Source organism: Protofrankia sp. CiP1_Cm_nod4, from assembly GCF_982290645.1.
This window is the reverse complement of sequence record NZ_CEVIVC010000136.1, coordinates 1-13,236: the sequence shown is the minus strand read 5'-3', so window position 1 is coordinate 13,236 and position 13,236 is coordinate 1. Positions and strand designations below refer to the sequence as shown.

The following is a 13,236-nucleotide window of genomic DNA, read 5'->3' as shown; positions in this document are numbered from 1 at the left end:
CACCATCGGCTCCTCCTCCGGCGGCATCACCTTCGAGGTCACCGGCCCCTTCCGCACCTGACCTTCCGGGCGGGCTCGGCCGATAGGCCATATCCGGAGGAACGGCAGCGAGCCGCTCCTCGCCCGCCCTGAGAGCGTAGGTGGAAACCGCTGCTGTGGCGGCGTTTTCCACCTACGCCTGCCGTGTCCGTAGGTGGAAAACGCTGTTATGATGGCGCTTTTCACCTACGGTTGGTGCTGTTCTGGTGACGGCGATACGCGGTCATGGATTCTTCGGCGGGCAGGCCGGTCACGCGGATGCCTGGCCGGCGCCGCCAGCGGTGGGATCGGAGCCGGTGTCGGCCGGCGGGGCGAGGCCGGGAAACGCCCGCCGCCGGCCGACATGCTGACTCAGGTAGACGTGCTGACTCAGGTAGCGGTGGCGGCTTCGGTGTCCTTGGCGCGGGCGCGCAGTGCGCGCAGCAGGCCGTCGCGGCCCTCGACCAGGGCGCGGCGCAGGGCAGGGCCGAGGTCGGCCTCGGCCAGGTAGGCGTCCACCGCGTCCACCGTCGCCGGCTCGACGATCGCGGACGGGAAGAGCATCTGCGTGATGGTCTGAGCGGTGTCGAAGGTCCTGGTCCGCCAGATCTCGCCGATCTCGGCGAAGAAGCGGCTCACGTACGGCCGGGTCAGCTCCTCCTGGCCGGGGATCCAGAAGCCGCCCAGGGTCGCCACGAGCAGGTGGTTCGACAGCGTGTCGGAGTCGATCGCCGCTGACCAGGCGGCGGCCTTCGCCTGAGCGGTCGGGCGGGCCGAGCGGGCGGTGGCGGCCCGCTTCTCGCCGGTCGCCGTCCGGTCGCGGGCGAGCTCGGCCTCGATCTCCTCGGCGCCGTAGACGCCGCGCGCCACCAGCTGGATCAGCAGCGTCCAGCGCAGTTCGGTGTCCAGCACAAGGCCGTCGACGACGTCGGCGCCCTCGAAGATCGCGCGTACCCGTCCGATCTGGTCGGGGTCTTCGGCGTGGGCGAACGCGGTCGCGTGCACCAGCTGCAGGTCGCTGCCGGGCGCGGCGGTGCGCAGCAGCTCCTCGACGCGGGCGGACAGCTCGCGCAGGGCCCGCGCCCGGTTCGCCGGATCCCCGTAGGCGTTGATGGTGAGCTGGGCCTTGGCCAGCAGCGACTGGACGACCCCGATGTCGTCCTCGGCGTCCACCCCGGACAGCACGAGCTTGACGTAGTCGCGCGCGGCCAGCTCCGCGTCCCGGGTCATGTCCCAGGCGGCCGCCCAGCACAGGGTGCGCGGCAGTGACTCGCGGATCGTCCCGATCGAGTCGATCAGGGTGGCCAGCGAGCGGTCGTCCAGGCGGACCTTGGCGTAGGTGAGGTCGTCGTCGTTGAGCAGCACCAGGTCGGGCCGCCGGGCCCCGACGAGCTTCGGCACCTCGGTCAGCGCGCCGACCACGTCGAGCTCGACGCGCTCGCGGCGCTGCAGCGACCCGTCGGAGGCGCGGTCGTACAGGCCGATCGCCAGCCGGTGCGGCCGCAGGGCCGCGCTCGCCGTCGGCGGCGAGGACGCCGGCTCCTGCACTACGTCGAAGGTGGTGAACAGCCCCGAGGAGTCGGTCTCGAACCGGGGCCGCAGGGTGTTGGCGCCGGTGGTCTCCAGCCAGTCCGCCGACCACACCGTCAGGTCACGGCCGCTGGCGTTCTCCAGCTCGTCGAGCAGGTCGCGCAGGGAGGTGTTGCCGTACTCGTAGCGGCGGAAGTACGAGCGCAGGCCGGTGAGGAACTCCTCCTGGCCCACCCAGGCCACCAGCTGCTTGAGGACGGAGGCGCCCTTGGCGTAGGTGATGCCGTCGAAGTTGGTGCGCACGGCCTCCATGTCGGGGGCGTCGGCGACGATCGGGTGGGTGGAGGAGAGCTGGTCCTGCCGGTAGGCCCAGCCCTTCTCGGCGTTCGCGAACGTCGTCCAGCCGTTGGTGAACCGGGTCGAGCGCACCTGGGCGAGCACCGACATGAAGGTGGCGAACGACTCGTTCAGCCACAGGTCGTCCCACCAGCGCATCGTCACCAGGTCGCCGAACCACATGTGCGCCATCTCGTGCAGGATGGTCTCGGCCCGGCGCTCCCGGCGGGCCTCGGTGACCTTCGCGCGGAAGACGTAGTCCTCCAGGAAGGTCACGCAGCCGGCGTTCTCCATCGCCCCGGCGTTGAACTCCGGGACGAAGAGCTGGTCGTACTTGCCGAACGGGTACCGGTAGTCGAACACCCGGTGGTAGAAGTCGAACCCGGCCCTGGTGATGGTGAAGATCTCCTCGGGGTCGAGGAACTCGGCGAGCGACCGCCGGCAGTACAGGCCGAGGTCGATCCCGTCGTGGTGGTCGCGTACCTCGTGGTAGGGGCCGGCGACCAGCGCGGTGATGTAGGTCGAGACAACCGGCGTCGGCTCGAACAGCCAGAAGGTCCGGCCCTCGCCGGCCTCGGTGGTCGCAAGATGCCGGCCGTTGGAGATGCAGCGCCACTCCGACGGCGCCACCACCGACAGCTTGAAGACCGCCTTGAGGTCCGGCTGGTCGAAGCAGGCGTACATGCGGTGCGCGTCGTAGGTCTCGAACTGCGTGTACAGGTAGACGGCGGAGTCGACCGGGTCGACGAACCGGTGCAGCCCCTCGCCCGTCTTCGAGTACGCGCAGTCGGCCACCACCTCCAGCTCGTTGGCCTCCCGCAGATCCGTCAGCGTGATCCGGTCACCGTCGTGGACCTCGGCCGGGTCCAGCGCGCGGCCGTTGAGGGCCACCGTGCGCACGGCCGGGGCGGTCAGCTCGATGAACGTGGAGGCGCCCGGCCTGGTGCTGGTGAAATGCACCACAGTTCGTGACACGAACGTGGTGTCACCGCTGGTCAGGTCAAGGTTCACCTCATACGAGGACACGTTGAGCAGCCGGGCGCGCTCACGCGCCTCGTCGCGGGTGAGGTTGTTGGCTGACACACAGGTCCTTTCGATCCAGCGGCGGTGGACGGACGATGTCCGGTTGCTGCGCGGGCTCTGTTGTCTCCAGCCCGCCGGCCCGGGCCCGTCCGGTCCGGGACGAGGGGACGGACGTCCCGGCCTGGCGGGCCGGTCGGCGCGGCGGAGAGAGCCCGACGGCTTTAGCCAGTCTCCCACGCCTCCCGTGCTGGTCGTGCCGGCTCCACCCGGACCGGTCCGACGGGCGGTGCGCGACTGTCCAGCTCATCCGCTGTCGGGTTTGATTACGGGGGATTCGGTCAGCGTTCGCGGGCCCGGCGCCCGGATTGCCGGGCAGGGCGGCACGGGAGCGCGAGGCGACACGGAGTACAGGGCGGCACGGGATATGCAGGGCGGCGCAGGAACGAAGGTGGCACCGCGGGTGCTGGCGCCGAGCGGCCGGCACCGGGGAAGGGGCACAGCGGGTGACGGATTCGATCAGTGAGGCTCCTGTGACGGATCGGGAGCGCCCGTGAAGTGGAGGATCGGCCGCGGACGCCGGGCCCGTCCGGACAGCCCCGCGCCGGACGCGCGGGCACCGGCCACTTTGCCCCTGCCCTCGGGAGCCCCGCCCCCCGAGAGGCCTGCTGCGCGGGCGGCGTCCCCGGACAGGCCTGCTGCGCGGGCGGAGCTCCCGGACAGGCCTGCTGCGCGGGCGGAGCTCCCGGATACGCCTGCCGCGTGGGCAGGGGGTCCAGAGACGGCGTCCGGGGACGGCCCGGCTCCGGACGCGGTGCCGTCGGACGCGGCTGTCCCGCCCGCGGCCCCCTCCGGCGCGGCGGCGGACGCCGCGGCCGCGGGCCCTGCCGTGGGCCCTGCCGTGGGCCCTGCCGCCCCACCGGACAGCCCTCCCGGCCCGGACGCGAGACCCGGCACCCCGCCGCGCCCGGCCGCTCCGGCGGCGCCACAGGATGCGGCTCCGGCGGCGCCGCGCGCGGCCGCCCTGGCGGCGGGAGCCGCCACCCCGGCCGGAGCGGGTGACCCGCACGTTCCGGTACCCCTGCGGGTGGCCGCGGGATGGTCGTGGCGCCTGCTCGTCGTCGGCGTGGCGATCTATATATTCATGCTCGTCATCGGGCGCGTCCGCGTCGTGGTGATCCCGGTGATCGCCGGTCTGCTCATCAGCGCCATGATCTATCCGACGGCGATACGGCTGCGCCGGCACGGGGTGCCCAAGCTGGCGGCGTCCTTCGTGACCGTCTTCGGCTTCCTGATCCTGGTGGCGGGCGCCGGGGTGGGCGTCGGCTTCAACGCGGCCAACGAGTTCCCGAGCCTTTCCGACCAGGTCAGCCAGGGTGTGGAGCAGGTCCGCGACTATCTGCGGGACGGCCCGCTGCACCTGTCGCAGAGCCAGCTGGACGATCTCACCAACGACATCACCAGGACGTTGGCGAACAACCGGGGACGGCTGGTCTCCGGTGTGCTCTCCGGCGCCACGGTCGCCGCCGAGGTGCTCACCGGCATCCTGCTCACCCTGTTCACGACCTTCTTCTTCGTCCACGACGGCGACCGGATCTGGGACTGGATCGTGACCCGTTTCCCCCCGGGCACCGAGGAACGGGTCCGGGGCGCGGGGAAGGAGGCGTGGGCGACCATCACCGGGTACATCCGCGGGACGATGTTCGTCGCGCTGGTGGACGCGATCGGTATCACCATCGGCCTGCTGGTCGTCGGGGTGCCCCTGGTCGCGCCGTTGGCACTGCTGACCTTTCTCGGGGGGTTCATCCCGATCGTCGGCGCGACGGTGGCGGGTGTGGCGGCCATCCTGGTCACGCTCGTCTCCAACGGCCTGGTACCCGCGCTGGTCATCCTCGGCGTGGTGCTCGCCGTGCAGCAGATCGAAGGCCATCTGCTGCAGCCGCTGGTCATGCGGCGGGCGGTGCGGCTGCATCCGCTGGCGATCGTCGTCTCGCTGTCCGCGGGCGGGGTGCTCGCCGGCATCCCCGGAGCGGTCGCCGCCGTGCCGTTCGTGGCGGTGGTCAACAGGGTCGCGAGCTATCTCGCCCGATCCGGGAAGTAGCCACCCGCCCCTGGTGGTTGGGCCTGAGTGACCGATGAACCCGGGCCTTCCGGCGGCGCGGCACCCATGATCGTCCTGCCGGCGTGCCCGTTTCTGGTGATCAGGAGTGACTTGTGACCACACAGCCCGGGATCGAGACCGTGTCCACACGCCCGTCACCTGCCTCCGGAGCGCAACCGGGGCCTGCCGGCTCTTCCGGCCCGTCCGCCCCCGCGCAGGCCGGTTTCTGGTTCGACCCGAGCTGCCCGTGGGCGTGGCTGACGTCGCGCTGGGCGCTGAACGTCGAACAGGTACGGCCGGTGCGGTTCAGCTGGCACGTGATGAGCCTCGCCGTTCTCAACGAGGGCCGGGAGGACCTCCCGCAGCGGTACCGGGAGGGGATGAAGCGCGCGTGGGGGCCGGTGCGGATCAGTGTCGCCGCCGCGGCACACCACGGTGACGAGGTGCTGCTCCCGCTGTACACGGCGCTGGGCCGGCGCCGTCACCTGGAGAAGGCGGAGTGGGACGCCGACACCTTCGCCGCCGCGCTGACCGAGGCCGGGCTGCCCACGGACCTCGTGGACGCGGCCACCTCGGACGAGTTCGACGAGGCGGTGCGGGCCAGCCACCACGACGGCATGGACCGGGTGGGCCTGGACGTCGGAACCCCGGTGATCGCGGTGGGGGACACCGCCTTCTTCGGCCCGGTCGTCACCCCGTCGCCGAAGGGCGAGGCCGCCGGCCGGCTCTGGGACGGGGTGCTGCTCGTCGCCGGCACACCCGGCTTCTACGAGCTCAAGCGTACCCGGGACCTGCCCCCCATATTCGACTGATACGGCATCCGGCCGTTCGGCCGGGTGGCACTCGACCGTTCGGTCGGGCGCTGTCTGTGTTCGGCCAGGCGGGTTTCCGTGTTCGCCCGGGCGGTGTCGGCGGTCCGGCCGGACCGCCGTGCGCACCCGCCGGCCCGGGTGGGCGCCCGGCCCGGCGGGTGCGTTGTCCGCCTTTCCGGTGGGAGCCGGCATAGGGGGCGCGTGGGGCGGGCATCATTGCCACCCATGCGCGTTCATCTTGGTTCCGACCACGCGGGCTTCCACCTGAAGGCCTCGTTGATCACATGGCTGACCGAGCAGGGGCACACCCCGGTCGATCACGGGCCTGCCTCCTACGACCCGGACGACGACTACCCGCCGTACGTGCTCGCCGCCGCGGCCGCGGCCGCGGACGAGCCGGACGCCTTCGGCATCGTTCTCGGCGGCTCCGGCAACGGCGAGGTCATCTGCGCGAACAAGGTCTCCGGAGTGCGCGCGGCGCTGGTCTGGAGCACCGAGACCGCCCGGCTCGCCCGGCTGCACAACGACGCCAACGTGATCAGTCTCGGTGCCCGGCTGCACACCGTCTCCGAGGCCGTGGGTTTTGTCGAGACGTTCCTGCGGACGCCGTTCAGCGCCGAGCAGCGTCATGTCCGGCGGATCGGGATGATCTCTTCTTACGAGCGGACCGGTGACGTTCAGGTGCCGTCGGCGCCGCTGGCGCCCTGACGTCGACGCTGTGCCCGGCCGGTGTCAGCCGTCGGATCCGTCCACGGTCGCCGGCGGATGACCACGCTGCGCTCGGCGTCGGCCAGGTCGTCGGGGCCGGGGCGGGCGATGTCGCGGGCGCGCATCGCCGTCCCCGGGGGCAGCCGTGACCGGCCGGCGCCGATCAACGCGCGCAGGCCGGGATCGCCGGTGTTGCGGCGTCGGCCGGGCCTGTCCTGCTGGCCCTGCTGGCCCTGCTGGCCGTTGCCGGGGTGCTCCGGGGCGGCCCGCCGCGGGCCCGGCCCGTCCGCGGCCCTGTCGTTGTCGGCCTCGCCGTTGCCGGCTCTGCCGTTGCTGGGCCGCCCGCTGTCGGGGTGGCCGCTGTCGGACATGCTGTCGCCGGACGCGGCGTTGCCGGGGCCACCCCCGGAGCCGGGCCTGTCGAACTGACGGCGTTGCGTCATCACCTGTTCCTTCCCGCGGTGCCCCTCGGGGGGCGTCCACCGGATCCAGGGTGCTCCGGTCCGGGGCGGCCTGGCCAGGGTGACCGGGCCGTACCGTCCGCGCCGCGCGCCCCGGCCGGCCCGCGGAAGCCGGCGGATCTCATCTCCACGATACTTTCAGCGCAAAATGCGTCCACGTTTGCCGGGGGGAGCCGGACGAATTCCTGGCGGCGGGGTTCCCTATTTCCGTCCGGGGTATATGTCGGGGCGCGACGGTGAGCGGGGAGGTGGCGTGCCGGATGCGCGGGGAAAGATGACCGGGTATTGTCCCCGGCTCCCATGAGGTACCGGGAGAATCCCGTCGGCGGCTGTGCCGGCCGGAGCCGGGAAAGGCCGGAGCCGGGCCCGCCCGGAGCGCCTCTCGGCTGATCCGATGCCGGAGGTGTCCGTGAGCAGTACCGGGAACGGCCCAACGCCGTTGGACGGGTGCCTGCCCGGGCGGAACAGCCACCGTGTCGTGTCCGCTGAAGCGCGCGGTGCGGTGCCTGCCCGGTTTCCGGTCGTCACCCGGCCGGGGTGTGTCGACGGGGAACGGGTATCGTCTGGTCGCCGTCTGATATCGGCGGAATGTCACTGGCAGGCCGAAGGGCGAATGATTACGGCTTTTTCGTGGGCTCACAGGCGGCAGCGGATATGGCGCGTGCGCCGGATGACCGGAGGCGGCCGGGGCGCCGGCCGCACAGCGCCGGCCCGCGCCGGAGCCAGCCGGAAGCTCATAATGATGGGCCGGATCGCGAAAGCGGGCGAACGGACGATCACCACGGCGGAAGCCGTCCTCGGCTGGCGGCCCACCCACCAACGCCCGCCCACCCGGCCGGCGGGCGTTGGTGGGACAACCCCGCGGGTCGCGGCTTTCCGGGCGGTACCGTGCCTTCCCCGCCTGGGCGGGGAGCGGTCGTGGTGTGACGAATCGTGGACTGTCGGATGTGCGTCGGGGTGATGTCAGGATGGCGGGCGCGGGAAGGGAGCGCGCCTGCGGGAGGATGCCATGAGCGTACGCGTGGGGCGCTGCCGCCGCGTGGGCGGGCGGTCGTGCTCAGGGGCTGGTGTCCTGGCAGCGAAGCCGATGGCGATGCTACCGATTGTGAGGTTGCGGTGACGGTGTTCGGATCCGGTGTCGCAGATTCTCGGAGGTGTCCCAGTGTGCGGTCACACTCCGAGCGGACACGGACCGTGACCGTGACCGTGACCGCAGCCGCGGCCACGGCCGTCGGGGCGAGCCGGCCGCGGGTCCGGTGCCCGGCCCCCGTCGTGTGCCGTCCAAAGGTTCTGGCATGTCGTCCAGAGGTTTTGGCATGCTGTCGGCCGCCGGTCGGTGCGTCGTTAGCCGTCGGGCATGCATCCGGCGCGGCGTCTCACATCCTGACGGCCGGGCGATATCGCGTCGACGCTTCGGCCGGGCATCGGGCGGCCCGAAGTACCTCGAGATCGGCAGGCGGCCACAATTGCCTCTGTCGCTGCCGACCCAGCTTGGGAGTGACTCTTGGACCACGTTCCCGTCAGTGTCGTCATCCCCGCCTTCAACGAGGCACACCGGCTCCCGGAGGCGCTGCCTCGCCTGACCTCCGTGCTGGGCAGGCTCGCCGGCGCGGAAGTGATCGTTGTTGATGACGGCAGTACGGACCGCACCGCCGAGGTCGCCCAGCAGCTGTTGAGCGGGTTCCCGCGGTCGAGCGTCGTGAAGCTCCCCTGGAACTCCGGCAAGGGCGCCGCTGTCCGGACCGGGGTCGCGATGGCCCGGGGCGCGTCGATCGTGTTCATGGACGCCGACATGGCCTCGGACGTGAACGACCTCCCGCTGCTGCTCGCGGCCCTGCAGGACGCCGAGGTGGCGCTGGGGTCACGCCGCATCGGTGGCAGCACGGTCCGCTCGAACGGCCGGCGGATGGGCAGCTGGGCGTTCAACCAGATCACCCGGACGTTCACGGCGCTGGACGTCGCCGACACCCAGTGCGGCTTCAAGGCGTTCCGTCACGCGGAGGCGAAGCTGTTGTTCAGCCTGTCCCGCTCGACCGGCTTCGGGTTCGACGTCGAGGTCCTCTCGCTGGCGCGGTCGATGGGCTACCGGATCACGGAGGTGCCCGTCCACTGGTCGGAGATGGCGGGTGGGACGTTCCGGGTGAGCCGGCACACCCCGGCGATGCTGGTCGACGTGCTGCGGGCCAGGCGCTACCACCGGCGCCGGGTCGTGCCCACGCCCGTGCCGCTGGGCCTGCGTCCCGTCGAGGCGCAGCCGCCGGTTGTGCTCCAGCCGGTGCCCACGCCGCTGACGGTCGTCCGGCGCCCCGGCGTGAGCACGGCCCCGGCGGCCGCGGACGACACGCAGCCGTCGCAGGCCCCGGTCGCCCGGGTGATCAGTATGGGCACCGGCGCCCTGGTGGCCGGCGGCGCCCCGGCGGAGATGCCCGCCTCGCCGGCCATCCTCCCGGCGGGCCGGGACGCCAGCCGGCTCCCGGCGGGCCGGGAGAGCGGGCGGCAGCCGGCCCCCCGCGAGGTCGTCTGAAGGCGCCGTCGCGGCCCCTGGGCCCCGGCTGAAGCCCGGGACCCCGGCTGAAGGCTGGGCCCCGGCTGAAGCCCTGGGCCTGGCTGAAACGGGATCGGACCGGCTCACGCCAGCCCTCCCGCCGGGTTGCCGGCATGTCATGTTCCGGCTGTGGCACCGGATGGGTGCCGGACGAGCCGCCGGCGTCGCCACCGAGCCCGGCCGATACGGCAGGACCGCGCTCCGGCCGTGGCCTCGCAGGGCCGGCTGATGACGGCCGTGGTGGGCTGCGGGCCGGTGCGCGGCGAGCAGGACCGGGGCCGGTGCGCGGCGAACAGGAGCGATGCCGCTGCCCCTCCGTCCGGGCTGTGCTGTCGCGCTCGGCACCCTGCTTGATGATTTATTGTTTTTCATTGTTACTCTGTTGCCTCGATGGTCATTTTTGCACTATCTGTGAACGATAACGCACTTTACGTGCGACTCACCGTGTTTACGGGCTGAAAAATTGTTCGAATTTTGCTCTGCGGATGCCTGCTCTCGTGGCTGTTCATTCTGGTATTCATTCCGCTGTCTGTTTCGGTGCTGTGGTCACTGATGGCCGCTTGCCTGTCACCGGGGAGAATCCGGCGACAAGCGAGGTCTTCACCACTGTTTCCGGCCGGATCACATCAACGGCCCCGGCGGGCCGGAAACTGGGCTGCGTGGGGATCCGTCGTGGGGACGTGCGCCGCTGAACCGTTCTCCTGACCGGGACGGACGGGCAGGAAGAAGGAGGACGTGAACATCGACTCCCACGAAATGTGGCGGTCCGCGCTGCTCCCGGGACCATCCGCACCCGTGACCCCCGTGCCGCGCGCCGGATCGTCCATGCCGCCGGTATCGACCGGCCCGATCCAGGATGATCTGATCCCGGATCTGATCCCGGAACGCCCCTTCTCGGTGCTGGAAGATCTGATCGTCGCCTCTGACCGCAGGACCGCGCCGATCTCGGTCGGGATGATCGCTCGCACCCGTGAGATCATCGATCCGTTCATCCTGCGGGACGCGGTGATCGACGTCCTGATGCGCCATCCGATGGCCCGGGCGCGGATGCGCACGGGGCTGTCCGGCCGGCGGTGGTGGTTCCCGTACACCCCGGACGACGTGCTGACAGTGGCAAAAGGTGATGGCGACGACGACGTGTGGGAGATGTTTGCGGAGATCTGCTCGCGCCCGTTCGACCTGACCGCGTCCTGCCCGCTGCGGGTCCTGCACGTGCGGCTGCCCACCGGCGACGCGGTCGCCGTTGCCGCGCATCATGTCGCCCTGGACGGGATGAGCGTGGCGACGCTGCTGCGCGCGATCCTTCAGCGTTGCCCCGCCACCGCTGCGCGCGTGGAGGACGGCGCGGCTCCCGGGCCGGTGCGGCTGACCGGGCCGGCGTCGGCACGGCCGCCCGAAGAGCCGCCTGAGCCGGTCAGACCGGTGCGGCCGGCCACATCCACCGGTGCGCGTGGGCCGGTGCCCGGCCAGGCGGCGCCGGCACCGTTCCCGGTGATCCTCCGGCCGGCACCGGCCCGTGCGGTGAGCCGGCTCGTCTCCGGGCCGCGGTTGCCGCGACTGCCGCGGTTGCCCAGCCGGGTCGCCCCGTCGCCGGGGGGCCGGACGGACGGCCGCGCGCGTTACGAGAAGGCGCGTCCCGGCCAGGCAGCGGATGATCGTCACAGTTCCGCCTATGGGGTGTACTGCCAGCGCGTCCCGATCCCGAGGTCCGTCCGGACGCTGGTGGCGGATACGCCGGCCACGGTCAACGATCTTCTGCTGACCGCCGCGAAAGTGGCTGTCCAGCGGTGGAACGCCACGGCCGGGCAGCACACCACGACGGTCCGGGTACGCATGCCGGTCAGCCGGCGCACCCCGGCCTCGGGCGATACGGCCGCCATCGGGAACCACACCGGCGAGGTCCTGATCGTGACGACCCCGCGGGACCGCCGGGATCCCGCCACCCTGCTCGCCGCGGTGCGCCGGCAGACGGCGGTGGGCAAGACGGCCGGGCCCCCGCCGGTCGCCGGCGGCAGGATCGGTGGTGTCGTCCGACTGGCCGGTCCTGCCCGTCACGCACTGTTACGGGTAGGTGTGGGGCTGGCCCGGCCGTTGCTGATGCCGACGATCACCGTGACCAACCTGGGCCGGCTGGCCGGCCTGCCGGCGTCGGGCGCGCCCGGGCCGGACGTCACGTCGCTGCACTTCGCGGCGTTCGCCGGGCTGCCGCAGGGGCTGGTGATAGCCGCCGCCGGCTACCGCGGTGAGCTCAGCCTGACCTTCTGCTACCACCGCGACCTGTTCGACCGGGCCGCCGTGCGCCGCTTCGCGCAGGTGTACCGGACAGCCCTGGATGAACTGACCGGCCTCCCACTGTCAGAGGCAGCAGCCCAGCCCGCCGCCGTCGGGTGACGCGGACACCGTCCGCGGCGCTGCCCGGCAGCGGGTGCCACCGGCCGGAAGAGGAGACGGCAGGTGGTTCCGGTCGTTACCGCGGCGGTTCCCACCTACGGGTTCCGCGTCCGTAGGTGGGAACCGTTGTTACCGCGACGTTTTTCACCGACGGCTCTCGAGGGAGCGTCCGCCAGGGACGTGTCAGCCCACTGTAGTGATCATGGACGTGGTGGTTCCGCTGGTGGGCAGCGGGTCGGGCAGGGCGCAGCGGGTGGCGGCGATCAGCAGGTCCTCGCCGGTGGCGGCCCGCGTCTCGATCGGGCCGGTCACGCCGGCCCGGGTGAGCGCGGCGCGGGCGTCGGCGGGGGAGGCCCCGTAGAGGACCGCGACCGCCCGGCCGGGCCCGGCCGCCCCGGCCAGCCGGTCGGATCCGGCTTCTCCGGTCAGGCGGTACACCAGGTCGGTGCGGCGCAGGGCCGGCAGCGGCTGGGTGGGGGCCAGCGGGAACTCCGCGCGGGTCACGGGGTCGTCCGCGCGGCGTGGCCCGCGCCGTCGCCCGCCTGAGGGACGCCCGCCCGGCAAATCGCCCTCGGACGGGCTGCTCTCGGACGGGCTGCCCTCCGGCGTGCTGCCTCCCGGCGAGTTCTCCTCGGACGGCCGCCGGCCCGGGAGGAGCCGCCCACCCGGTCGGTTCCCGGCCGGTAGCCGGCCGCCGAGCGGGCCCCGGCCCGGGTGCGTTCCGCGGCTTCGGGCCGCCAGCCGGTCCATCTCGGCGGTCAGTACCCGGGCGAGCAGTTCGGCGGTGGCGTCCCAGGTGAAACCCGCGGCCCACGCCCGGGCCCGGGAGCGCCAGCGCGCCGCCGCGGCCGGGTCCGCCAGCCTGGCCAGGGCCGTGTCGATCGTCGCCGTGAGCGGGCCGGGCTCGTCCACCAGCCAGCCGGTGTGCCCGTCACGGACGGCGTCACGCAGCCCGGGGACGCGGAAGGCGACCGCCGGCACGCCATGGGCGTTGGCCTCCAGCACCGACAGGCCCCAGCCCTCCCCGTGGGAGGGGTTGACCGTCAGCCAGGCCGTCGCCAGCAGCCGGTCCCGCTCGGCCGCGTCGACATACCCGTGCCAGCGCAGGACCTCCTCGCCGACGCCCAGCCCGCGGGCGTGCCGCAGCAGCCGGTCCCGGTCGGGCCCGTCCCCGACCATCTCCACGACCAGGCCGGGATGGGACGCGCGCAGCGCGGGCAGCGCGTCGATGAGCAGGTGCAGCCGCTTGTGCGGGACCAGCCGCCCGACACAGACGATGGCCGGCCGGCCGGCCGGCCATCGTCTGTGTCGGGC

General features: G+C 72.5%; 8 protein-coding genes. 5 read left to right on the top strand and 3 right to left on the bottom strand.

What is annotated here, in order from left to right; all coding sequences use genetic code 11:
• Window positions 1-408: 408 nt before the first annotated feature.
• Complete coding sequence (pepN, locus tag AC5LSR_RS19740) at window positions 409-2,967, bottom strand: aminopeptidase N (protein ID WP_250283497.1); 2,559 nt, start codon at window positions 2,965-2,967, stop codon at window positions 409-411.
• Between the two features lie 751 nt (window positions 2,968-3,718).
• Between pepN and AC5LSR_RS19735 the strand changes: the two genes are divergently transcribed.
• The 3 genes from AC5LSR_RS19735 to AC5LSR_RS19725 all read left to right on the top strand — a co-directional run bounded on the left by AC5LSR_RS19735 (window position 3,719) and on the right by AC5LSR_RS19725 (window position 6,525).
• Window positions 3,719-5,005 (top strand): AI-2E family transporter, encoded by a 1,287-nt coding sequence (locus tag AC5LSR_RS19735; RefSeq protein ID WP_493468796.1) that lies wholly within the window; start codon window positions 3,719-3,721, stop codon window positions 5,003-5,005.
• A gap of 113 nt (window positions 5,006-5,118) precedes the next feature.
• Window positions 5,119-5,817 (top strand): mycothiol-dependent nitroreductase Rv2466c family protein, encoded by a 699-nt coding sequence (locus AC5LSR_RS19730; protein ID WP_250285742.1) that lies wholly within the window; start codon window positions 5,119-5,121, stop codon window positions 5,815-5,817.
• Window positions 5,818-6,042: 225 nt separating this feature from the next.
• A complete protein-coding gene (locus tag AC5LSR_RS19725; RefSeq protein ID WP_250285743.1) occupies window positions 6,043-6,525 on the top strand; it encodes a ribose-5-phosphate isomerase in 483 nt (160 codons plus the stop codon).
• Here the strand turns inward: AC5LSR_RS19725 and AC5LSR_RS19720 are convergent.
• On the bottom strand, window positions 6,495-6,968 hold the full coding sequence (locus AC5LSR_RS19720; RefSeq protein WP_250285744.1) for a hypothetical protein: 474 nt from the start codon (window positions 6,966-6,968) through the stop codon (window positions 6,495-6,497). The genes AC5LSR_RS19725 and AC5LSR_RS19720 overlap by 31 nt on opposite strands.
• 1,522 nt (window positions 6,969-8,490) lie before the next feature.
• Between AC5LSR_RS19720 and AC5LSR_RS19715 the strand changes: the two genes are divergently transcribed.
• On the top strand, window positions 8,491-9,510 hold the full coding sequence (locus AC5LSR_RS19715) for a dolichyl-phosphate beta-glucosyltransferase (RefSeq protein ID WP_250285745.1): 1,020 nt from the start codon (window positions 8,491-8,493) through the stop codon (window positions 9,508-9,510).
• A 756-nt stretch (window positions 9,511-10,266) separates the two neighbouring features.
• On the top strand, window positions 10,267-11,922 hold the full coding sequence (locus AC5LSR_RS19710) for a condensation domain-containing protein (protein WP_250285746.1): 1,656 nt from the start codon (window positions 10,267-10,269) through the stop codon (window positions 11,920-11,922).
• A gap of 183 nt (window positions 11,923-12,105) precedes the next feature.
• Here AC5LSR_RS19710 and AC5LSR_RS19705 read toward each other — a convergent pair.
• The coding region (locus tag AC5LSR_RS19705; protein ID WP_493468795.1) for a glycosyltransferase at window positions 12,106-13,236 on the bottom strand (1,131 nt) is incomplete at its 5' end.